Source organism: Actinospineispora spinosispora DSM 44797, from assembly GCF_000429025.1.
Lineage (GTDB): Bacteria > Actinomycetota > Actinomycetes > Mycobacteriales > Pseudonocardiaceae > Pseudonocardia > Pseudonocardia spinosispora.
In genome coordinates this window covers 670,043-693,170 of record NZ_KE386835.1, presented here as the reverse complement: position 1 = coordinate 693,170, position 23,128 = coordinate 670,043, and the positions used below count along the sequence as shown (strand labels likewise).

Here is a 23,128-nt window from a genome sequence, read left to right as displayed (position 1 = left end):
CCCCGGCTTCGCCGGCCTCGCGCGGGTTCGTGGTTGCGCGTAGTTCGGGGGCGAGGTTTCAGGGTTGACAGCGGGCGGCCACGCCAAGTGCTTAGCCAGGATCGCGGGGATGGGGGTGGTGTGCGTGCATGTCGTAGGTGGTGGCGGGCCGATGGCGCTTCTTTGCGCATTGGGCTGCGCCCTCGCGCGCTGCGCGTAGTCCCAGGAGTCTCTGTGGTCGCTTTTGTCACGCCTCGCAGAGCTACGTGTTGCGTCGCAGATGTTGGAACATGTGCGACGCAACCTGTAGCTCTGCGAAGTCGCCCCGGCGTTACGCGTGTGACAGATGGGGTGATCTTGGACGCTGGGGCACGTGCACAAAACCAGCGCGGTGCACCCGGAGGCCGTGGGGGGCGCGGCGCAGCCGTGACCAACACAAGCGCGTGCATGTCGTAGGTGGTGGCGGGCCGATGGCGCTGTCTTTGCGCATTGGGCTGCGCCCTCGCGCGTTGCGCGTAGTCCCAGGAGTCTCTGTGGTCGCTTTTGTCACGCCTCGCAGAGCTTCGTGTTGCGTCGCAGATGTTGGAACATGTGCGACGCGACATGAGCCTCTGCGAAGTCGCCCCGGGCGTTACGCGTGTGACTGGTGGGGTGATCTTGGGCGCTGGACAGGCGCACACAACGAGCGCGGTGCACCAGGAGGCCGCGAGGGGCGCGGCGCAGCCGTGACCAACAACAGCGCCGCAGAGCTCCCCTTCCCCCGCGATCCTGGCCTGCACTTGGCGTGGCCGCCCGCTGTCAACCCTGAAACCTCGCCCCCGAACCCGCGCAACCAGGAGCCTGCGCGAGGCCGGCGCCAGCCGGGGGTTGAGAGCGGGCGGCCACGCCAAGACACTGGATGGCCAGCGGGGATACGAGTGCACCTCACCCCGAGCCACACAGACGAGCCAGCGGGGATACGAGTGCACCTCACCCCGAGGCACACAGACGAGCCAGCGGGGATACGACTGCACCTCACCCCGAGCCACACAGACGAGCCAGCGGGGATACGACTGCACCCACCCCCAGGCACGCTGACGAGCCAGCGGGGATGCACCAAACACAGAGACAAGCCAGAGACTGAACGAGCGTCCCGACGGAACGCGTCCTACACTCGCGACCGGACTTCGTGAATTCGTTCACAAGCAGCCACACCACCACCACATGCGCAGCGATGCACTGGGAGTAGCCGTGCCGAGGACGCCCGGAAGTGACGCGGACGTGATCGTGGTTGGGGCCGGCCCCGCCGGCTCGACCGCGGCCACGTACCTCGCACGGGCCGGGCTGGACGTGCTGCTGCTGGAGAAGTCCACGTTCCCGAGGGCGAAGGTGTGCGGCGACGGGTTCACCCCGCGCGGCATGAAACAGATCATCGACCTGGGGATCGACTGCACCGAGCGCAACGGGTGGCTGCACAACCGGGGGCTGCGGGTTCTCGGCGGCGGAGTCAGCCTCGAGCTCGACTGGCCCGACCTCGCCACCTTTCCGAACTTCGGCGCGGTCCGGCCCCGGCAGGACTTCGACGAGCTGCTCGCGCGCACCGCGCAGCAGGCCGGCGCGCGGCTGCAGGAGCAGACCTCGGTCACCGAGGCCGTCGCCGACGAGCGCACCGGCCGGGTCACCGGGGTCAAGGCGAGCATCGGTAAAGGGAAAGAGAAGCGGGAGGTGTCCTACCGGGCGCCGCTCACGCTCGCCTGTGACGGGGTGAGTGCGCGCGTCGCGCTGAGCCTCGGCATGAACAAGCGCGACGACCGGCCGATGGGTGTCGCGGTTCGCCGCTACTACACCAGTCCGCGCACCGAGGACGACTACCTCGAGTCGCACCTGGAGCTGTGGGACCGCAAGGACCCGTCCGACCCGAAGCTGCTGCCCGGCTACGGTTGGATCTTCGGCATGGGTGACGGTACGTCCAACGTCGGTCTCGGCATCCTGTCCACCAGCCGGGCCTACGGCTCGACGGACTACCGGGCGCTGTTGAAGTCCTGGCTGGACGGCACTCCGGAGGAGTGGGGCTACCGGGACGAGAACGCGGTCGGCGCCGTCGGTGGCGCGGCGCTGCCGATGGGTTTCAACCGCACGCCGCACTACCGCCCGGGGCTGCTGCTCGTCGGGGACTCCGGCGGCATGGTCAACCCGTTCAACGGTGAGGGCATCGCCTACGCCATGGAGTCGGCCTCGGTCGCCTCGGCGTGCGCGATCCAGTCGCTCGCCCGTTCCGGGTCGGCCGCCGAGCACGCGTTGCGCAATTATCCGATCGCCATGCAGCAGGCGCTCGGCTCGTACTACCGAATCGGAAACCTGTTCTCCAGGGCCATCGGAAATCCCACGATCATGCGGGTGGCGACCCGTCACGGGCTGCCGCGCAAGACGTTGATGGTGTTCCTGCTGAAGCTGCTGGCGAACCTGTACGACCCGAAGGACGGCGATACGTTCGACCGGGTCATCACCGCGATGACCCGCGTCACACCCAGCGTTAGGTAGCACTACAAGTAAGGGTCGCCTCACTCCCTGACTGCGGCGAGTGGGTGATTAGGGTCGGCCATAAGTGTCGACCAATAGCTCGTGTCGACCGTGTTTCCGGAGGAGAGAAATGCTCCAGCAGTACCTCCCGCTGGTGTTCATGTTCATACTGGCTGCGGGCTTTGCGGTCTTCTCTGTCGCCGCCGCACCCTTCACCGGACCCCGGCGCTACAACAAGGCGAAGCTGGATGCGTACGAGTGCGGCATCGAGCCGTCTCCGCATCCGGTCGTCGGCGGCGGACGGATGCCGGTCGCGTACTACCTGACCGCCATGCTGTTCATCCTGTTCGACATCGAAATGGTGTTCCTCTACCCGTTCGCGGTCACGGCGGATTCGCTCGGGCTGTTCGGGCTGGTGGAGATCGTGCTGTTCATCGCGACGGTCGGTTTCGCCTACATCTACGTGTGGCGCCGCGGCGGACTGGATTGGAACTGATCCATGGGACTCGAAGAGAAACTGCCCAACGGCGTACTGCTGGCCAGCGTCGAGAAGCTGGTCAACTGGACTCGTAAGTCGTCGCTGTGGCCCGCCACGTTCGGCCTGGCCTGCTGCGCCATCGAGATGATGACGACCGGCGCGCCCCGCTACGACCTGGCGCGCTTCGGCATGGAGGTCTTCCGGGCCTCGCCGCGTCAGGCCGACCTGATGATCGTGGCCGGTCGGGTGAGCCAGAAGATGGCCCCGGTCCTGCGCCAGATCTACGACCAGATGCCCGAGCCGCGCTGGGTGCTGGCGATGGGCGTGTGCGCCTCGTCCGGCGGCATGTTCAACAACTACGCGGTCGTGCAGGGCGTGGACCACATCGTCCCGGTCGACATGTACCTGCCGGGTTGCCCGCCTCGTCCGGAGATGTTGATGGACGCGATCCTCAAGATTCACGCGAAGATCATGGACGAGCCGTTGGGTGTCAAGCGGGCCGCTGAGCTGGCCGCGAGCGGTCACCGCACCGAGCTGATCCCCTCGTCGATCAAGTACGCGAAGAAGTGAGCGACGTGCCAGACCAAGAGAACACCGGGCCCGTCGAGAGCGGGGCAGAAAATACAGCCGAGCAGAGCGGCGCGGCGGGCGGCGGCGAGCAGTCCTCCGCCGAGCGTGGCGGCGACGAGCTGGTCCCCGGCGACATCCAGGGCAACCGGCCCAGCCTGCCGATGGTGTCCGGTCGTGAGCGCGAAGGCATGTTCGGCGTGCACGGCACCGGCGACACCTCCGGCTTCGGCGGCCTGCGGCTGCCCGCCTACTCGCCGGCGCCCGCCGAGCGGCCCTACGGCGGCTGGTTCGACGACTTCGCCGACGAGCTGGCCGCGACGATGTCCGAGAAGGGCATCGCGTCCAGCGCGATCCGGCAGATCACCGTCGACCGGGGCGAGATCACCCTGTACGTCGACCGGGGCAGCATCGTGGAGCTGTGCCAGACGCTGCGCGACGCGGAGGGCCTGCGGTTCGAGATGCTGGCCAGCCTGTCCGGCGTCGACTACGGCGAGCAGGTCCGCGACCGGCTGCACGTGGTCTACCACCTGCTGTCCATGACGTTCCGTCGCCGCATCCGCCTGGAGACCTCGGTGACGATCGACGACGCGCACGTCCCGAGCGTCGTCGAGGTCTACCCGACCGCCGACTGGCAGGAACGGGAGACCTGGGACATGTTCGGGGTGATCTTCGACGGCCACCCGGCGCTGACCAGGATCCTGATGCCGGACGACTGGGACGGCCACCCACAGCGCAAGGACTACCCGCTCGGCGGGATCGCGGTCGAGTACAAGGGCGCCGAGATTCCACCTCCCGACCAGCGGAGGAGCTACTCATGAGCACCGAAACCAACGACCCGTACGCCGGGTCCGACCCGTATCCCGCCGAAGAGCGGACCACCACCGAGGGGCCGGTCTACACCGTCTCCGGTGGTGACTGGGACTCGATCACCAACGACGATCACGACGAGCGCATCGTCATCAACCTCGGGCCGCAGCACCCGTCGACGCACGGCGTGCTCCGCCTGGTGCTGGAGCTGGAGGGTGAGACCGTCACCCAGGCCCGCTCGGTGATCGGCTACCTGCACACCGGCATCGAGAAGAACTGCGAGTACCGCACCTGGACCCAGGGCGTCACCTTCGTGACCCGCTGCGACTACCTGTCGCCGCTGTTCACCGAGACCGCCTACTGCCAGGGTGTGGAGAAACTTCTCGGCATCGACCCGCCGCGGCGGGCGAAACTGGGTCGCATCCTGCTGATGGAGCTCACCCGCATCACCTCCCACCTGGTGGCGCTGGCCACCGGCGGCATGGAGCTGGGCGCGCTGACCGGTATGACCGCCGGGTTCCGTGAGCGCGAGGTCGGGCTGCACCTGCTGGAGCACCTCACCGGCCTGCGGATGAACAACGCCTACATCCGCCCCGGCGGCATGGCGCAGGACTTCCCCGAGGACTACCGGGAGAAGACCCTGGAGTTCATCGAGTGGATGGACAAGTACCTCCCGGACTACGACAAGCTGCTGACCGGTCAGCCGATCTGGAAGCAGCGCCTGCAGGGCGTCGGCTATCTGCCGATCGACGGCTGCCTCGCGCTCGGCGCGACCGGCCCGATCCTGCGTTCCGCCGGCCTGCCGTGGGACCTGCGCAAGACCGACCCGTACTCGCTGTACGAGGAGTTCGACTTCGAGGTGCCCACCGAGACCGAGGCGGACTGCTACGCCCGGTACAAGATCCGGGTCGCCGAGATGCACGAGTCGCTCAAGATCATGCGCCAGTGCCTGGACAAGATGGAGCCGGGCCCGGTCATGGTCGCCGACCGCAAGGTCGCGTGGCCCGCGCAGCTGAGCCTCGGCGCCGACGGTCTCGGCAACTCCCTCGAACACGTCCGCAAGATCATGGGCCAGTCGATGGAATCGCTGATCCACCACTTCAAGCTGGTCACCGAAGGCTTCAAGGTGCCTGCCGGTCAGGTGTACTCGACGGTCGAGGGTCCGCGCGGCGAGCTGGGCGCGCACCTGGTGTCCGACGGCGGCACCCGGCCGTTCCGGGTCCACCTGCGTGAGCCCAGCTTCATCAACCTGCAGACGATGCCCGCGATGAGCGAGGGCGGCATGATCGCCGACGTCATCGCGGCCGTCGCCTCGATCGACCCGGTGATGGGGGGATGCGACCGATGACCCGGCCCGACAGCAACGGCGTCCACCGTGCGACGCCCGAGATGGCTGACCTCCCACGTCCCGGCGACGAGCCGACGCCGACCGACACGGCCCGCGCGTTCGACGAGCTGACCTACCAGCGGGCGAAGGCGATCATCGGTCGCTACCCGCAGTCGCGCTCGGCGCTGCTGCCGATGCTGCACCTGGTGCAGTCGGTGCAGGGCCACGTCAGCCAGCAGGGCATCTCGTTCTGCGCCGAGCAGCTGGGCCTGAGCACGGCCGAGGTCAGCGCGGTCGCCACGTTCTACACCATGTACAAGCGGCGTCCGGGCGGTCAGCACCTGGTCAGCGTGTGTACGAACACGTTGTGCGCGGCGCTGGGCGGCGATCTGATCTACAAGAAGCTGTGCGACCGCCTCGGCTCCGACGGCAAGCCGCTCGGTCACGAGCAGACCGTCGGCGAACCGGGCGCCACCGGCTCGATCACCCTGGAACACGCCGAGTGCCTCGCGGCGTGCGACCTGGGCCCGGTCCTGCAGGTGAACTACGAGTACTACGACAACCAGACCCCCCAGTCCGCGGCCGAGCTGGTCGACGCGCTGCGCCGGGGTGAGAAGCCCGACCCCACCCGAGGCGCGCCGCTGACCGACTGGCGCACCGTCGAGCGTGAGCTGGCCGGGTTCTTCGACGACCTGCCGACCTCGGCGGCCGGCAACTCGGCGGCCGACGAGACCCTGGTCGGAGCCCGCCTCGCCGAGACGAACGGCTGGACTGCGCCGGGCATGCCGGACAACGCGGACCTCCCACCGGTACCGGAGAAGAAGTGATGAGCGAAGAGAGCACCACAGCGCCGCTCAGCCCGGTGCTGACCCGCCGGTGGATGTCGCCGCGCTCCTGGACCATCCAGACCTACGAGCAGCTCGAGGGTTACACCGCGCTGCGCAAGGCCCTCGAAGCCCAACCCGACCAGCTGATCCAGCTGGTCAAGGACTCCGGCCTGCGCGGCCGAGGCGGCGCGGGCTTCCCGACCGGCATGAAGTGGTCGTTCATCCCGCAGGGCGACGGCAAGCCGCACTACCTGGTCATCAACGCCGACGAGGGCGAGCCGGGTACCTGCAAGGACATCCCGCTGATGATGGCCGACCCGCACTCGTTGATCGAGGGCTGCATCATCACCAGCTACGCGATCCGGGCGAACTTCTGCGCCATCTACATCCGGGGCGAGGCGCTGCACTGCATCCGCCGGGTGCAGAACGCGGTCAACGAGGCGTATGCGGCCGGCTACCTGGGCCGCGACATCCTCGGCACCGGCTTCAACCTCGACATCGTGGTTCACGCGGGCGCCGGTGCGTACATCTGCGGCGAGGAGACCGCGCTGCTGGACTCCCTGGAGGGACGCAGGGGCCAGCCGAGGCTCAAGCCGCCGTTCCCGGCGACCGCCGGGCTGTACGCATCTCCCACAGTGGTGAACAACGTCGAAACCATCGCCAGCGTTCCCGCGATCGTCAGCGGAGGCAGCGGCTGGTTCCGCGAGATGGGCCGGGAGAAGAGCCCCGGCCCGAAGATCTACTCGCTGTCCGGCCACGTCGAGCGTCCCGGCCAGTACGAGGCGCCGATGGGCACGACGCTGCGCGAGCTGCTGGAGATGGCCGGCGGCATGAAGGACGGCGTCCCGCTGAAGTTCTGGACACCGGGCGGTTCGTCCACCCCGATGTTCACCGCCGAGCACCTCGACGTCCCGCTGGACTTCGAAGGCGCGGCGGGAGCCGGTTCGATGCTCGGCACCACCGCGCTGATGATCTTCAACGAGACCGTGTCCGTGCCGTGGGCCGTGATGAAGTGGACCGAGTTCTACAAGCACGAGTCCTGCGGCAAGTGCACCCCGTGCCGGGAAGGCTGCTACTGGCTGCTGCAGATTCTGCAGCGCATGGTCGCCGGTGAAGGCACCGAAGCGGACATCGACACGATGGTCGACATCTGCGACAACATCCTCGGCCGATCCTTCTGCGCGCTCGGTGACGGTGCGACCAGCCCGATCACCAGCGGCGTGAAGTACTTCCGGCAGGAGTTCCTGGATCTGTGCAAGGCCCAGCCCAACGTGGCGAGGCCCGAGCAGCTCGACGATCTGGTAGGGGCGAAGTGACTCTCACCCAGGACACCAATACCGAGTCGAAGCCGGTGCCGGAAGGTCACGTCCGGCTCACCATCGACGGCATCGAGGTGGACGCCCCCAAGGGCGAAATCCTGATCCGCACGTGTGAGCGGCTGGGCATCATCGTGCCCCGGTTCTGCGACCACCCGTTGCTGGAGCCGGCAGGCGCGTGCCGTCAGTGCCTCGTCGAGGTGGAGATGGGCGGCCGGCCGATGCCGAAGCCGCAGGCCAGCTGCACCATGACGGTCTCCGACGGCATGGTCGTCAAGACCCAGCACACGTCGAAGGTCGCGGACAAGGCGCAGCAGGGCGTCATGGAGCTGCTGCTGATCAACCACCCGCTGGACTGCCCGATCTGCGACAAGGGCGGCGAGTGCCCGCTGCAGAACCAGGCGATGTCCAACGGGCGCGACGACTCGCGGTTCATCGACCGCAAGCGCACCTTCCCGAAGCCCCTGGCGATCTCGACGCAGGTGCTGCTGGACCGGGAACGCTGTGTGTTGTGTCAGCGCTGTACCCGCTTCTCCGACGAGATCGCCGGTGACCCGTTCATCGAGCTGCTGGAGCGCGGCGCGAACCAGCAGATCGGTGTCGCGCAGGACAAGCCGTTCCAGTCCTACTTCTCCGGCAACACCATCCAGATCTGCCCGGTCGGCGCGCTCACCAGCGCCGCGTACCGGTTCCGCTCCCGCCCGTTCGACCTGGTGTCGACGCCGTCGGTGTGCGAGCACTGCAGCTCCGGCTGCGCGCAGCGCAACGACACCCGGCGCGGCACCGTGCTGCGTCGCCAGGCGGGCAACGACCCCGAGGTCAACGAGGAGTGGAACTGCGACCGCGGTCGCTTCTCGTTCCGCTACATCACCTCCGACAAGCGGATCCTGCGTCCGCTGGTCCGCAAGAACGGCGCACTGGTCGAGGCCTCCTGGACCGATGCGCTGCGGATCGCGGCCGAGGGTCTGCTCACCGCACGCGCGGGTGAGTACGCGATCGAGCCCACCGAGCTGGGTGACGCCGAAGCGGACGCACCCAAGCACAGCGCGCCCGCGAACCCGCCCAAGGGCATCGGGGTGCTGGCCGGTGGCCGGCTCACCGTCGAGGACGCCTACGCGTACGCGAAGTTCGCGCGGCTGGCCGCACGGACCAACGACGTCGACTTCCGGCTCGGTGACGGTGGGGCAGAGGAACTCGACTTCCTCGCCACGCACGTCGTCGGCGCCACCCCGGAGACCGGTGGGCTGACGTTCACCGAGCTGGAGCACGCTCCCGCCGCGCTGGTCGTCGGGCTGGACCCCGAGGAGGAAGCGGGCATCGTCTTCCTGCGGCTGCGCAAGGCCATGCGCCACCGCGGCCTGCGGGTCTTCCACCTGGGCCAGTGGACGACGCCGAGCGTCGCCAAGACCGACGCCACGCTCATCCCGGCGGTGCCGGGCGACGAGCCGACGGTCCTCGCCGAGCTGGGCACCGATGTGCTCGACCTGCTCGGTCAGGACGGCGCGACGATCCTGGTCGGCAGCAGGGCCGCCGACGTGCCCGGCCTGTACGCGGCGGTGTCCGCGCTGGCCGAGCGCACCGGCGCCAAGGTCGCCTGGATTCCGGCCCGCGCGGGTGACCGAGGCGCGCTGGACGTCGGCGCCGTACCGACCCTGCTGCCCGGTGGCCGCTCGGTCACCGACGCCGCCGCGCGCGGTGTGGTCGCCGCTGCCTGGGGTGTCGACGACCTGCCGAGCGAGCCGGGCCGCAGCACCGTGGAGATGCTCAACGCGGCGGCCGCCGGCGAGCTGGCCGGTCTGGTCGTCGGCGGGCTCGACCCGTACGACCTGCCCAACCCGGAACTGGCGCTCGCCGCGCTGCGGGCGGCACGGTTCGTGGTGAGCCTGGAGCTGCAGGAATCCGCGGTCACCGAACTGGCCGACGTCGTCCTGCCGATCGCGCCGGACGTCAACCGCGAGGGCAGCTACCTCAACTGGGAGGGCCGCCGCCGCGACTTCGGCATCACCCTGCGCGAGCCGGGCATGCTGCCGGACTGCCGGGTGCTCGACACCCTCGCGGTCGAGATGGACGTCGACATCTTCACCCAGACCCCGGCCGCCTCGGCGGCCGAGATCGCCAAGCTCGGCCTCGTCGGCGCAACACAGCCCGTGAGTGACGCGGCCGCCCATAGGCGGCCTAGCCACTCACGGCCTGAGCTGGGCGAGGCGCAGGCCGTGCTGGCCAGCTGGCGTCAGCTGCTCGACATCTCCAGCCTGGGGATCGACGAGCCGCACCTGGCGGGCACCGCGCGCGTCCCGGAGGTCCGGGTCAACGGCGCGACCGCACAGCGCCTCGGCATCACCGAGGGCGAGGCGGCCGTGGTCGCCACCGAGAACGGGGCGATCTCGCTGCCGGTCCGGCTGGCCGACCTGCCGGACGGCGTGGTGTGGCTACCGGCCAACTCGCCAGGCTCCCGCGTCCGCGCCACACTCGGCGCCGGCCACGGTGACCTGGTCACCGTCTCAGCTGGAGGCAACTGATGTACGGCACGGTCACCGGCCTGGTGCTCGCCGCTGACGAGCACCGGACCCAGGAGCTGCTGGCCCAGGACCCGATCTGGCTGGTCATCATCAAGGTCGTCGCACTGTTCGCCATCGGCGTCGTGCTGACCCTGTTCATGATCAACTGGGAGCGCAAGGTCGTCGGCCGGATGCAGCACCGTCCCGGCCCGAACCGGGTCGGGCCCGGCGGCTGGCTGCAGTCCCTAGCCGACGGCCTGAAGCTGGCGTTCAAAGAAGACATCATGCCGATCACGGCGGACAAGGTGGTCTTCTTCCTCGCCCCGATCATCGCCTGCATCCCGGCGTTCGTGGCGTTCTCGGTGCTGCCGTTCGGCCCCGAGGTCTCGATGTTCGGCCACCGCACGGTCCTGCAGCTCGCCGACCTCCCGGTCGGTGTGCTGGTCACGCTGGCCTGCTCGTCCATCGGCGTGTACGGCATCGTGCTCGCCGGCTGGGCGTCCGGCTCGCCGTACCCGCTGCTCGGCGCGCTGCGCTCGGCCGCCCAGGTCATCTCCTACGAGATCGCCATGGGCCTGTCGATCGTCGCGGTGATCCTCTACTCCGGCACGCTGTCCACCTCCGGCATCGTCGATGCGCAGGAGGGCGGCTGGTACATCTGGCTGCTGCTGCCGAGCTTCGTGGTGTTCTGCATCGCCATGGTCGGCGAGACGAACCGCGCGCCGTTCGACCTTCCGGAGGCCGAGTCCGAGCTGGTCGGTGGTTTCCACACCGAGTACTCCTCGCTCAAGTTCGCGCTGTTCTTCCTCGCCGAGTACGTCAACATGGTCACCGTCTCCGCGATGGGCGCCACGTTGTTCCTCGGCGGCTGGCGTGCCCCGTGGCCGCTGAGCCTGTGGGAGGGCGCGAACCAGGGCTGGTGGCCGATGCTGTGGTTCATCGGCAAGATCCTGGTCTTCCTGTTCGTGTTCATCTGGCTGCGCGGCACGCTGCCGCGACTGCGCTACGACCAGTTCATGAAGATCGGCTGGAAGGGCCTCGTCCCGGCCAGCCTGCTGTGGATTCTGATGATCTTCGCGATCCGCACCTACCGGACCACCGGCGGCGGGCAGGGCCTGACGCTCATCGTGGTGATCGGGGTGGTCGTCGTCGCGGCATTGATCTTCGCGTTCCTGGTACCCGACACCCGAACACCACCACCGCCCGAGGTGGAACTCGCATCGGACTACCCGGTGCCGCCGCTGGACCTCACGGTGCCCTCGCACCCGAGGCACCGGCTGCGGTCCGCGCAGACCGGCGAGGTCGACACGAAGGCAGAGCCCAAACCAGAGGCGCTCACCTCGTCTACCGGAGGGAGCAGCGACGATGCTTGAGGCATTCAAGGGTTTCGGAGTCACCTTCGGAACCATGTTCAAGAAGGTTGTCACCGAGCAGTACCCGGAGGACTTCCGACCGACCGCGCCGCGCTACCACGGCCGCCACCAGCTCAACCGGCACCCGGACGGGCTGGAGAAGTGCGTCGGCTGCGAGCTGTGCGCCTGGGCCTGCCCGGCCGACGCGATCTACGTCGAGGGTGGCGACAACACCGAGGAGGAGCGGTTCTCCCCGGGCGAGCGCTACGGCTCGATATACCAGATCAACTACCTGCGCTGCATCGGCTGCGGCCTGTGCGTCGAGGCCTGCCCCACCCGGTCGCTCACGATGATCAATTTCTACGAGCTGGCCGACGACAACCGGCAGGACCTGATCTACACCAAGGAACAGCTCATGGCGCCGCTGCTGCCCGGTATGGAGCAGCCGCCGCACCCGATGCGCCTCGGTGACGACGAGCAGGACTACTACGTGCATGCTCCTGCGCACGCGAAGGACCCCAACGTCGCTGATCAGGTTGAGGAACAGGTCAAATGAGCGCTGTACTCATGAGCGTGCTGGCCCAGGGGGCCGGCGCGGTCGCCGACACCGGCGGGCCGGTCACCCTCGGCGAGGCCATCGCCTTCTGGATCCTCGGGCCGGTAGCACTGGCCGGCGCGCTGGGCATGGTGTTCGCCCGCAACGCGGTGCACTCGGCGCTGTGGCTGGTGCTGACGATGCTGTGCCTCGGCGCGCTGTACATGGTGCAGCAGGCGCCGTTCCTCGGCTTCGTGCAGATCATCGTCTACACCGGCGCCGTGATGATGCTGTTCCTGTTCGTGCTGATGCTGACCGGTCGGGAGAGCTCCGACTCGGTCGTCGAGGTGCTGCGCGGTCAGCGGCTCGCCGCCGGTGTCTTCGGCATCGGCTTCGCCGCGCTGCTGGTCGGCGCGCTGGCCAGGGCCGTCGACAAGGTCGAGCCGGTCGGGCTGAACGCCACGAACGCCGCTCCCGGCGGCAACGTCGGCGGGCTGGGCAAGCTGGTCTTCACCGACTACCTGTTCCCGTTCGAGCTGACCTCGGCGCTGCTGATCACCGCGGCGCTCGGCGCGATGCTGCTGGCCTTCTCCCAGGCCCGTCAGGCCGCCAAGCGCGGCCAGCGTGCGACGGTCGAGGCGCGGCTGCGCGGCGAGCACGCCCGCATCTCGCCGCTGCCCGGTCCCGGTGTGTTCGCCACGGCCAACTCGGTCGCCACCCCCGCGCTGCTTCCGGACGGTTCGGTCGCACCCGAGTCGCTCGCCGAGAACATCGAGTCCCACCAGGCAGGCCGGCCCGAGCTGACCGCGTCCGATCACGCGCGCGCCCTCACCGGCGAGAGCGGGAAGGCCGACCAGTGACCCCCACGTACTACCTCCTCCTGTCCGCGCTGCTGTTCTCCATCGGCACCATCGGCGTGCTGGTGCGGCGCAACGCGATCGTGGTGTTCATGTGCGTCGAGCTGATGCTCAACGCGGTGAACCTCACGCTGGTCACCTTCGCCCGGATCAACGGTGGGCTCGACGGCCAGGTCATGGCCTTCTTCGTGATGGTGGTCGCCGCGGCCGAGGTCGTGGTCGGGCTGGCGATCATCATGTCCATCTTCCGGACCCGTCGATCCGCCTCGGTGGACGACGCCAACCTCCTCAAGTATTAGGAGCGCGTCCCTTGCTCAGCTCCCCAATGGTTGCCCAGGCGGCCGGAGAGGTCACACCAGCCACCGGTGTCGGTGGGTTGGCGTGGCTGCTCTTCGCGCTGCCCGCGTTCGGCGCCCTGGTGCTCTTCGTGGGCGGTCGCCGCACCAATGCCTGGGGCCACTTCCTCGGCTGTCTGACCGTCATCGCGGCCTTCGTGGTCGGCTTCTCGATCTTCCTGCAGACCCTCGGCGCGGGGCCGGAACAGCGCAGCTCCGAGCTGAAGCTGTTCTCCTGGATCTCCACCGGCGCGCTGCACGTCGACTTCGGGTTGCGTCTCGACCCGCTGTCGCTGACGTTCGTGCTGCTGATCACCGGTGTCGGCTCGCTCATCCACATCTACTCGATGGGCTACATGAGCCACGACCCGGGACGGCGGCGCTTCTTCGCGCAGCTGAACCTGTTCGTCGCGGCCATGCTGATCCTGGTCCTCGGCAACAACTTCGTGATGCTGTACCTGGGCTGGGAGGGCGTCGGTCTGGCGTCCTACCTGCTGATCGGCTTCTACCAGGACCGCCCCTCCGCGGCGACTGCCGCGAAGAAGGCCTTCCTGATGAACCGGGTCGGCGACGTCGGACTGGCGCTGGCGATCTTCCTGCTCTGGCTGAATCTGGGCACCGTGCAGTACAGCGAGGTGTTCGCCCGGGTCGGGGACCTGAGCCCCGGCACCGTGCTGGCGATCTGCTGCCTGCTGCTGCTGGGCGCGTGCGGTAAGTCCGGCCAGTTCCCGCTGCAGGCCTGGTTGCCCGACGCCATGGAGGGCCCGACCCCGGTCTCCGCCCTCATCCACGCCGCGACGATGGTCACCGCCGGCGTGTACCTGGTCGCCCGCTGCAACCCGATCTACAACGTCTCGGCCGACGGTCGGTTGATCGTGTGCCTGATCGGCACCATCACCCTGGTCATCGGCGCGATCATCGGCTGCGCGTACGACGACATCAAGAAGGTGCTCGCGTACTCCACGGTAAGCCAGATCGGCTACATGATGCTGGGTGTGGGCCTCGGTCCGGCCGGTTACGCGCTGGGCCTGATGCACCTGCTCACCCACGGCTTCTTCAAGGCCGGGCTGTTCCTCGGCGCCGGTTCGGTGATGCACGGCATGAACGACAACGTGGACATGCGCCACTACGGCGGTCTGGCGAAGCACATGCCGATCACGTTCGCCACGTTCGGCCTCGGCTACCTGGCGCTGATCGGGTTCCCGTTTCTGTCCGGGTACTACTCGAAGGACGCCATCATCGAGGCCGCCGCCGCCCAGCCGGGCTGGCGCGGTGTCGTGATGGGCGGGCTGGCCATGCTGGCCGCCGGTCTGACCGCGTTCTACATGACCCGCCTGGTGTGCATGACGTTCTTCGGCGAGAAGCGCTGGAAGAACCTGAAGTCGCCGGACGGCCAGGACTACCACCCGCACGAGTCACCCGCCGTCATGACGGCTCCGATGGTGCTGCTGGCGGTCGGCTCGATCGGTGCGGGAGCGTTCTTCTTCTTCGACAAGCGGCTGGCCACCTGGCTGACCCCCGTCGTCGGCGAGCTGCAGGAGCAGGAGGGCCACGCGGTCCTCTCGCACTCGCTGGTCGCGAACGGCACGCTCGTGCTGTCCGCGCTGGGTGTCGTGGTCGCCTACCTGCTGGTCGGTCGACGGTCCGTACCGGTCGAGCGCCCGGAGCCGGTGTCCATCCCGGTCCGTGCCGCGCGGCGCGACCTGTACGCCAACGCGATCAACGAGACGCTCATCGCCCGCCCGGGCACCTGGCTGTCCCGCGCGCTGGTCTACGTGGACAACAAGGGCGTCGACGGCATCGTCAACGGCATCGCCGCGCTGCTCGGTGGCAGCTCCGGGCGCCTGCGCAGAACACAAACCGGTTTCGTCCGCTCGTACGCGATGAGCATGCTCGGCGGCGGGGTGCTGCTCATCGCGGCCATGCTGGCCGTCCGGTTCGGGACTCAGTGAGGCTGGGATGAACCACAATCTGCTGTTGCTGGTCCTGTTCCTGGTGCCGCTGGTCGGTTCGCTCGTCGTGGCGCCGCTGAAGGCCAACGCCTCGGCCGCCAAGGCCACCGCGCTGGTGTTCGCGCTGGTCGAGCTCGTGCTCACCGCCGTCGCCTGGTTCTCCTACTCGGTGTCGGCGGCGGCGAACACCCGCTTCCAGCTGGTGTTCGACGTGCCGTGGATTCCGGCGTTCGGTACCCGCATCACGCTCGGCGTCGACGGCATCGCGCTGGTGATGATCGCGCTGATCGCGGTGCTCGTCCCGATCGTCATGGGGTCGTCCTGGGCGGACAAGCTGCCAGAGGGACGTACCGCGGCTGGGTTCTACGCGCTGCTGCTGGCCACCCAGGCCACGCTGATCGGCGTCTTCGCGGCCACCGACGTCTTCCTGTTCTACGTGTTCTTCGAAGCGATGCTGATCCCGATGTACTTCCTCATCGGCCGCTTCGGCGGGCCGAAGCGGCAGTACGCGGCGGTCAAGTTCTTCCTGTACTCGCTGCTCGGCGGTCTGATCATGCTCGGCTCGGTCATCGGGCTGTACGTGGTCAGCGCGGACCGGCTGCCCGAGGGCGGGACGTTCAGCTGGACCGCGCTGCAGCACATGGCGGCGAGCGTGCCCGAGTCCGTGCAGATCTGGCTGTTCCTCGGCTTCTTCGTCGCGTTCGCCATCAAGGCGCCGCTCGTGCCGCTGCACACCTGGCTGCCCGACGCCGGTGCCGAAGCCCCCATCGGGGCGGGTGTGCTGCTCGTCGGCGTGCTGGACAAGGTCGCCACGTTCGGCTTCCTGCGCTACTGCCTGCCGCTGTTCCCCGCCGCGTCCAAGACGCTCGCGCCGCTGGTACTGGTGCTCTCGGTCATCGGGATCATCTACGCGGCGCTGCTCGCGGTCGGCCAGAACGACATGAAGCGCTTCGTGTCCTACACCTCGATCGCCCACTTCGGGTACATCGCGCTGGGCATCTTCGCGTTCTCCACGCAGGCGTTCGCCGGTTCCGTGCTGTACATGGTCAACCACGGCATCACGACCGGCATGCTGTTCATCGTCGTCGGCATGCTGATCGCGCGGGGCAACTCGCGGCTCATCTCCGACTACGGCGGCGTCGCCAAGCTGACCCCGCTGCTCGGTGGGCTGTTCCTGTTCGCCGGACTCGCGTCGCTGGCACTGCCCGGCACCAACTCGTTCGTCAGCGAGTTCCTGGTGCTGATCGGGTCGTTCCCGCGTGAACCGGTCTTCACGATCATCGGCACGGTCGGCATCATCTTCGCCGCGCTGTACGTGCTGTGGGTCTACCAGCGGCTGTTCCAGGGCCCGGTGCGGGGCAACGCCGTGATGGCGTCGGTGACCGGCCCCGGTTCGGTGGCCGCGCCGGACAAGCCGGCCGGACAGGCCAAGAGCACGTTCACCGACCTGAGCAAGCGCGAGGTCGGAATCCTGGTCCCGCTGGTCGTGCTGGTGCTGGCCCTCGGGTTCTTCCCCGGCCCGGTACTCAACGTGATCAACCCGTCGGTGACGGCGACCATGCAGGAGGTCGGCCTGCCCGACCCGGTTGGAGGAGTGGCTAAGTGAGCAGCCTTGTGCTGGCGCAGGGAATGGGGGCGATCCCGACGCCCTCGGTGGCCTACTTCGCGCTGTCCCCGATCCTGGTGATCCTGGGAGCCGCCTGCCTCGGCGTGCTGGTCGAGGCGTTCACGCCCCGGCCGCAGCGCTGGGCCGCGCAGGTCACGGTGACACTGCTGGCGATCGTCGCGGCGGGTGTGCTGCTCGGCGCGTACGCCACGAGCGGTGCCAAGCCGGCCACCACGATCGGCGGCGCGCTGGCGATCGACTCGCCCACCCTGTTCCTGTGGGGCACCCTGCTGGCCCTCGGGCTGGGCGGTGTCCTACTGATCGCGGACCGTTCGGTCGAGCCGGGCGGCGCGTTCGTCACCGACGGCCTGGTTCCGGCCGGTACGCCGCAGGACCGCATCACCGCCGGTCGCAGCGGCATGCAGACCGAGGTCCTCCCGCTGACGCTGTTCGCGCTCGGCGGCATGATGACCTTCTGCGCCGCGAACGACCTGCTCACCATGTTCGTCGCGCTCGAGGTGCTGAGCCTGCCGCTGTACCTGCTGTGCGGGCTCGCTCGGCGGCGCCGTCTGCTGTCCCAGGAAGCGGCCGTCAAGTACTTCCTGCTCGGTGCGTTCGCCTCGGCGTTCTTCTTGTACGGCCTCGCGCTGCTCTACGGCTACGCAGGCTCGGTCAAGCTGTCCGCGATCGCCGAGGCGGCCCGCGCGTCGGAACGGTCCGACACGCTGCTGTTCGGCGGCCTTGCGCTGCTGATGATCGGCCTGCTGTTCAAGGCGTCGGTCGGCCCGTTCCACACCTGGACCCCGGACGTCTACCAGGGCGCTCCGACCCCGGTGACCGCGTTCATGTCGGCGGCCACCAAGGTCGCCGCGTTCGGTGCGATCCTGCGGGTGCTGACCGTCGCGTTCGGCGACACCCGCTGGGAGTGGCGCGGCGTGCTGTGGGCCGTCGCCATCGTCTCGATGGTGCTGGGCGCGGTCATCGGTCTCACCCAGACCGACGTCAAGCGGATGATCGCGTACTCGTCCGTGGCACACGCCGGGTTCATCCTTATCGGTGCGATCTCCATCACCGAGAAGGGCCTGTCCGGCTCGCTGTTCTACCTGCTGACCTACGGCTTCACGACGCTCGCCGCGTTCGGCATCGTCAGCCTGGTCCGCAACTCCGACGGCGAGGCGACGCACCTGTCGCAGTGGGCCGGTCTGGCGAAGCGTTCGCCGCTGACCGCCGGGATCATGACGTTCCTGCTGCTCGCGCTCGCCGGCATCCCGCTGACCAGTGGTTTCACCGGCAAGTTCGCGGTGTTCTCGGCCGGCCTGGCCGACGGCATGGCGCCGCTGGTGATCATCGCGCTGGTGGCGAGCGCCGTCGCGGCGTTCTTCTACCTGCGGGTCATCGTGCTCATGTACTTCAGTGAGCCGGCCGCCGACGGCCCGACCGTCACGGTGCCCGGAGCCTTCACCACCGCCGCGATCACGCTCGGTGTCCTCGTCACGCTGCTGCTGGGTGTGGCGCCGACACTGGCCTTGTCGTGGGCCGGTGGCGGATCCTTCGTAAGCTGACGGGCGTGCAGGGAACCAATGGCATGAACCGGGTCGCCGGAGTCGAACTGTTCGACCCAGAGCTGGCATCGGCGGTCGACCGAGGGTTGAACCTCGTGGAAGAGCTGCTGCAGCGTGAGGTGACCAGCAACTACCAGTTCGTCACCGAGACGTCGCTGCACCTGATCAACGCCGGGGGCAAGCGGTTCCGACCGCTGTTCACCCTCCTGGCCGGTCAGGTGGGGCCGCGCGGTGACTCGCCGGACGTGGTGACCGCCTCGGCCGTCGTGGAGCTGATCCACCTGGCGACGCTGTACCACGACGACGTGATGGACTCCGCCACCATGCGGCGCGGCACCGAGAGCGCCAACGCCCGCTGGGACAACTCGGTGGCGATCCTGACCGGCGACTACCTGTTCGCGCACGCGTCCAGGCTCGTCGCCGACCTCGGGCCGGACGCGGTGCGGATCGTCGCCGACACGTTCGCCGAGCTGGTCACCGGCCAGATGCGGGAGACCAGAGGACCGCGCGCCGGGGAGGACCCGGTCGAGCACTACCTGTCGGTGGTCGCGGAGAAGACCGGCTCGCTGATCGCCACCGCCGGACGCTACGGCGGCATGTTCTCCGGCTGCACGCCCGAGCAGGTCTCGGCGCTGCGCCGGTTCGGCGAGATCATCGGCACGGTGTTCCAGGTGTCCGACGACGTCATCGACATCGCCTCGCCGGAGGAGAGCTCCGGCAAGACCCCCGGCACCGACCTGCGCGAGGGCGTGGCGACCCTGCCGATGCTCTACGCGGCGCAGGAGGGTGGTGCGTCCGCCGCTCGCCTACGTGAGCTGCTGGCGGCCCCGCTGACCGACGACGCCCTGGTGAACGAGGCCCTGGAAATCCTGCGAGCCGGAGACGGCCTGGACAGGGCCCGGGAAACCTTGCGAGAGCAGGCGGCCCAGGCCCGCGACGTCCTGGGCGTCCTCCCGGACTGCCCGGCCCGAGACGCCCTGGCCTCCCTGACCGTCTACGTAATAGACCGAACAGGCTGACCCCTCTCCCACGTGAGTGGCAAGGGCGTCTACCGCGGAGCGGCGCCGAAGGCGTAGGCGCTCGGAGCACTCACGACACGCTTTTCGTCGTGAGTGATCCGGGCGCCTATAGGCGCCCTTGCCACTCACGAGTCGACGGCGAAGCCGAGATGCCTTGGAGTCGGGCACGGGCTAAGCCGGGTACGGGGCCGTGGTCCCGACCGCGTGCACAGAGTTGCGCTGCCTCGGGGTCCCTCGTGAGTGCTGAGGCCGCCTATAGCCGCTCTACGCACTCACGACGGAAGAGCTGTCGTGAGTGCGTAGAGCGGCTACGCCTTCGGCGCCCCTTCGGGGTAGACGGCCTCATCACTCACGAGGAACGGGGTGAAGCGGGCGGCTATCAGGCGGTGGGTTGCCGGGTCGGGGTGGAGGCGGTCGGGTAGTGGCAGGGCGGCTGAGTCGGCCTCACCGTAGAGCTCGCGGCCGTCCAGGTAGGACAGGTGGGGATCGTCGGAAGATCGCTGCGCCACGATGCGAGCCAGCTGCTCCCGGATCACCGTGAGTGTCAGCTTCCCGGGTTCGGCGGGGTCTCCGGTGGCCCGGAACCGCAGCGTCCCGTCGTCGAAATCCACCGCGCCCGGCCCCGGCGTGTGCTCATGGATCGGGCACAGAATCGCCGAGACGACGATCAGCGGCGTGTCCGGATGCCCGTCGCGGATCGTGTCCAGGAACCCGTGCACGGCCGGTCCGAACGCGCGCACCCGCATGAGGTCGGCGTTGACCAGGTTGATCCCGATCTTGACGCTGATCAGGTCGGCGGGGGTGTCCCGGATGGTCCGTGCGACGAACGGGTCGAGCAGCATGCTGCCGCTGAACCCGAGATTGACCAGTTCCACCCCGGCGCGCGCGGCGACGAGGGCGGGCCAGGTCGTGGACGGTCCGGCGGCGTTGGAGCCGTGGCTGATCGAGCTGCCGTGATGCACCCAGACCCGACGGTTCCCCGGCGGGATCGCCTGGACGGGCGCGTTGCAACGCAGCGAGACCAGCTCGGTGATCTCGTTGTGCGGCAGCCAGAGCTCGATGTCCTTCGCTCGCTCGGGAAGCCCGTCGAAACGGACCGTACCCACCGCGCCGGGCCGGGTCTGCGCGCTCCCGGTGGCCATGTCCAGCAGCAGCACCTTGCCGTCGGTCGTGCTGGCCTGGGCGGTCAGCTCACCGTCGACGAGCAGGTCGTACACACCGTCCGGCCGCAGCGGCAGGCCCTGGTATCCGACCCTGGTGCGCAGCGTGTCCAGCTCGACGGTCGTGGCGGCGGTACGGAACACCAGCCGCACGCCGGCCGGCTGGGCCTCCGCCATCGCCAGTTGCCCGTCGGTGCACTGCGCCCGCGCCCACGCAGGGAGTCGATGCGGCAGCAGCCCGTGTTCGGTGCGCTCCAGTTCCAGCGCGCCGCGCACGAGGTCGGCGGTGATCGGCGTGGTGGTCGTCGTTCCCGGCATGCTTCCACCCTGCCAATTCGCCCGATCAGACCTGGATGGCGGGGTCGGGTGCGCGGCGATTGGTCCGCCAGAGGTCCAGGGTGAACAGCAGCAGTGCAGCCCAGACCAGCGCGAAGCCGATCCACCGCGCACCGGGCATGGGTTCGTGGGCGACCAGGATGCCCCACAGGAACTGCAGCGTCGGCGTCAGATACATCAGGGTGCCGAGGGTGGCCAGCGGGATGCGTCGGGCCGCCGCGCCGAACAGCAGCAGCGGTATCGCGGTCACCGGGGCGCCCAGCATCAACAGGACGCTGTGCCAGACGCCGTGCGACGCGAACGTGCCGTGCCCGGTCGCTTCGAGCCAGATCAGGTACGCCACCGCGATCGGGCCCACGACCAGGCCCTCCGCGGTGAGGCTGGCTGTCGCGGGGAGCGGCACCTGCTTCTTGAGCAAGCCGTAGATCCCGAACGAGACGGCCAGCGAGAGCGCCAGCCACGGCGGGCTTCCGCCGAGCACCGTCAGCACGACCACCCCGGCGACCGCGAGTCCGACCGCCACCCACTGCCACGCCCGCAACCGTTCCTTCAGCACCAGCACCCCGAGCACCACGCTGACCAGTGGGCTCATGAAGTAGCCGAGCGCGATCTCCACGACGTGCCCGTTCGTGGCGCCGTAGATGAACAGACCCCAGTTGACCGTGATGGCAACCGCCGACGCGGCCACGATCACCCAGCCACGCCGGCTGAGCCGCCCCACCAGCGACCAGCCCTTGGTCACGGCGAGCACCGCGGCCATCAGAAGCATCGTCCAGGCGATCCGGTGCGCCAGAATCTCCACCGCGCCGCCCGGCTTCAGCAGCGGCCAGAACGCCGGGAACAGTCCCCACAGCACGTACGCGGCGGCGCCGAGCGCGACACCTCCGCCGTCGACCCGGTCATCGGTACCGGCGCTGACCATCACACGATCGGTTGTCGCCACATGCCCCATCCGAACACGTGACGAGCACATGGTGCGCCGCCTGTGTGAGCGATCTCTCCCCCTTTGGGGTGGCCACGTTGCTCCGATGCTGTGGTGCGGCGTGATCTGCGGTTATCGTCCGGGCTCGCCCCGGCTTGTAATCGGGGCGCGAGGCGCGCTGCGCGCGAGGAGGTGTGACGGTGACCGGCGACTGGTCGACGCTCGCCGTGGTGCTGCTCGTGTTGATCGGCTTCGGCGTCCTGGTCGGCGTGGCGCAACACCGCAGGACAACCTCGCGGCCGAGTGTCGTCCGGCGGCGTGAGATGCGCGCGGCCCCGGACGTTGCGCACCCCACGGTGCTCGCCACGGTGCCCGATCCCGAGCCGCCCGAGCCCACGGGTGAGATTCCGACCGAGGGCGTGACTGCGCCGACGGAGGAGAAGGCCACCTCGGACGCTGTGGCCGCGGCGGACACCACCTCGATGAACGGCGCGGCGCCCACCACCGGCCCGGTGGAGGGCAAGCCCGAGGCCGCCACTGACCGGGCCGATCCGAACGTCGACCCCGAGCCCGCGCAGGCCAAGGTCTGGACCGAATGGGAGCGGGCGGCCGAGATGGAACCGGCCGTCGAGTCCGAACCGGGAGCGGAGAGCGCGACGGCTGAGCCGGAGACGCCTGTCGAGCAGCGGGAAACGAATCAGCCCGACCCGACCCGACCCGACGCGGAGAAGCCGGAAACCGGTGGGTCCGAGTCGACTACTCGCGATCCCGGTGACGGCGAGCAAGAGCCTGAAGCCGAGGCCGAAACAGCCACTCAGGCGGCGCTGGCCGAAGGCGAGCAGCCCGAGTCCGCGGCAGAGCCGGACCCGAAACCGAAGCCGGAGGCAGAGCCGGAACCGGAACCGGAACCAGAGGTAGAGCCGAAGCCGGAGGCAGAGCCGGAACCGGAGGCAGAGCCGAGACCGGAGGCAGGACAAGAGCCGGAGCGGAAGCTGGAGGCCAGGCAGGAGCCAGGCCCGGAACCAGACGCCGAGGGCGCCACGGCGCCGGAGACGGACGCGGTACTAACCGCACCCGAGTCAGAGACAGCGGTAGAGGCTGAGCCGGCGCCGGAGACCGCCCCGGGGTCGGAATCAGAGCCGGGGGCGGAAGCAGACCTGGAGCGGGAAGCAGACCTGGAGCGGGAAGCAG

General features: G+C 68.9%; 19 protein-coding genes. 17 read left to right on the top strand and 2 right to left on the bottom strand.

What is annotated here, in order from left to right; genetic code table 11:
- Nucleotides 1-1,182 precede the first annotated feature (1,182 nt).
- The 16 genes from G406_RS0137025 to G406_RS0136950 all read left to right on the top strand — a co-directional run bounded on the left by G406_RS0137025 (nt 1,183) and on the right by G406_RS0136950 (nt 19,519).
- Nucleotides 1,183-2,499, top strand: a complete 1,317-nt coding sequence (locus G406_RS0137025; RefSeq protein ID WP_037080338.1) for a geranylgeranyl reductase family protein — start codon at nt 1,183-1,185, stop codon at nt 2,497-2,499.
- A 109-nt stretch (nt 2,500-2,608) separates the two neighbouring features.
- Nucleotides 2,609-2,974: an NADH-quinone oxidoreductase subunit A gene (locus G406_RS0137020; RefSeq protein ID WP_028937751.1), complete on the top strand. Its 366-nt coding sequence runs from the start codon at nt 2,609-2,611 to the stop codon at nt 2,972-2,974.
- A gap of 3 nt (nt 2,975-2,977) precedes the next feature.
- Complete coding sequence (locus G406_RS0137015) at nt 2,978-3,526, top strand: NuoB/complex I 20 kDa subunit family protein (RefSeq protein ID WP_028937750.1); 549 nt, start codon at nt 2,978-2,980, stop codon at nt 3,524-3,526.
- 119 nt (nt 3,527-3,645) lie between these two features.
- On the top strand, nt 3,646-4,344 hold the full coding sequence (locus G406_RS0137010) for an NADH-quinone oxidoreductase subunit C (RefSeq protein ID WP_051343202.1): 699 nt from the start codon (nt 3,646-3,648) through the stop codon (nt 4,342-4,344).
- Nucleotides 4,341-5,681: an NADH-quinone oxidoreductase subunit D gene (locus G406_RS0137005; RefSeq protein ID WP_028937748.1), complete on the top strand. Its 1,341-nt coding sequence runs from the start codon at nt 4,341-4,343 to the stop codon at nt 5,679-5,681. Before G406_RS0137010 ends, G406_RS0137005 begins: the two co-directional genes overlap by 4 nt.
- A 41-nt stretch (nt 5,682-5,722) precedes the next feature.
- Nucleotides 5,723-6,487 (top strand): NADH-quinone oxidoreductase subunit NuoE, encoded by a 765-nt coding sequence (gene nuoE, locus G406_RS0137000; protein WP_051343201.1) that lies wholly within the window; start codon nt 5,723-5,725, stop codon nt 6,485-6,487.
- Entirely contained in the window at nt 6,487-7,803 is a 1,317-nt protein-coding gene (gene nuoF / locus G406_RS0136995) for an NADH-quinone oxidoreductase subunit NuoF (protein WP_028937746.1), read from the top strand. Before nuoE ends, nuoF begins: the two co-directional genes overlap by 1 nt.
- The gene (locus G406_RS0136990) at nt 7,800-10,322 is read left to right on the top strand and encodes an NADH-quinone oxidoreductase subunit G (protein ID WP_028937745.1); all 2,523 of its coding nucleotides are present in this window, start codon (nt 7,800-7,802) and stop codon (nt 10,320-10,322) included. Before nuoF ends, G406_RS0136990 begins: the two co-directional genes overlap by 4 nt.
- Nucleotides 10,322-11,674: an NADH-quinone oxidoreductase subunit NuoH gene (gene nuoH / locus G406_RS0136985; RefSeq protein WP_051343169.1), complete on the top strand. Its 1,353-nt coding sequence runs from the start codon at nt 10,322-10,324 to the stop codon at nt 11,672-11,674. Before G406_RS0136990 ends, nuoH begins: the two co-directional genes overlap by 1 nt.
- Nucleotides 11,667-12,209, top strand: coding sequence for an NADH-quinone oxidoreductase subunit NuoI (gene nuoI / locus G406_RS0136980; protein WP_028937743.1), 543 nt, complete (start codon nt 11,667-11,669; stop codon nt 12,207-12,209). Before nuoH ends, nuoI begins: the two co-directional genes overlap by 8 nt.
- The gene (locus tag G406_RS52195; protein WP_156935339.1) at nt 12,206-13,048 is read left to right on the top strand and encodes an NADH-quinone oxidoreductase subunit J; all 843 of its coding nucleotides are present in this window, start codon (nt 12,206-12,208) and stop codon (nt 13,046-13,048) included. The genes nuoI and G406_RS52195 overlap by 4 nt, the downstream gene beginning before the upstream one ends.
- Nucleotides 13,045-13,344 carry an NADH-quinone oxidoreductase subunit NuoK gene (gene nuoK, locus G406_RS0136970; protein WP_028937742.1) on the top strand — a complete coding sequence of 100 codons (300 nt, stop codon included), beginning with the start codon at nt 13,045-13,047 and terminating at the stop codon, nt 13,342-13,344. Before G406_RS52195 ends, nuoK begins: the two co-directional genes overlap by 4 nt.
- 26 nt (nt 13,345-13,370) lie before the next feature.
- The gene (nuoL, locus tag G406_RS0136965) at nt 13,371-15,332 is read left to right on the top strand and encodes an NADH-quinone oxidoreductase subunit L (RefSeq protein ID WP_028937741.1); all 1,962 of its coding nucleotides are present in this window, start codon (nt 13,371-13,373) and stop codon (nt 15,330-15,332) included.
- A gap of 7 nt (nt 15,333-15,339) precedes the next feature.
- Complete coding sequence (locus G406_RS0136960; protein ID WP_037080336.1) at nt 15,340-16,938, top strand: NADH-quinone oxidoreductase subunit M; 1,599 nt, start codon at nt 15,340-15,342, stop codon at nt 16,936-16,938.
- Between the two features lie 23 nt (nt 16,939-16,961).
- On the top strand, nt 16,962-18,500 hold the full coding sequence (gene nuoN, locus G406_RS0136955; protein ID WP_028937739.1) for an NADH-quinone oxidoreductase subunit NuoN: 1,539 nt from the start codon (nt 16,962-16,964) through the stop codon (nt 18,498-18,500).
- Between the two features lie 23 nt (nt 18,501-18,523).
- Nucleotides 18,524-19,519 carry a polyprenyl synthetase family protein gene (locus G406_RS0136950; protein ID WP_028937738.1) on the top strand — a complete coding sequence of 332 codons (996 nt, stop codon included), beginning with the start codon at nt 18,524-18,526 and terminating at the stop codon, nt 19,517-19,519.
- Nucleotides 19,520-19,827: 308 nt separating this feature from the next.
- Here G406_RS0136950 and G406_RS52190 read toward each other — a convergent pair whose 3' ends face one another.
- Both G406_RS52190 and rarD read right to left on the bottom strand, forming a co-directional pair.
- Nucleotides 19,828-20,997, bottom strand: a complete 1,170-nt coding sequence (locus G406_RS52190; protein ID WP_051343167.1) for an SGNH/GDSL hydrolase family protein — start codon at nt 20,995-20,997, stop codon at nt 19,828-19,830.
- Nucleotides 20,998-21,022: 25 nt separating this feature from the next.
- Nucleotides 21,023-21,958: an EamA family transporter RarD gene (gene rarD, locus G406_RS0136940; RefSeq protein WP_245607343.1), complete on the bottom strand. Its 936-nt coding sequence runs from the start codon at nt 21,956-21,958 to the stop codon at nt 21,023-21,025.
- Between the two features lie 179 nt (nt 21,959-22,137).
- Here rarD and G406_RS58015 point away from each other — a divergent pair.
- A partial coding sequence (locus tag G406_RS58015) for a hypothetical protein (RefSeq protein ID WP_245607342.1) occupies nt 22,138-23,128 on the top strand: 991 nt, incomplete at its 3' end.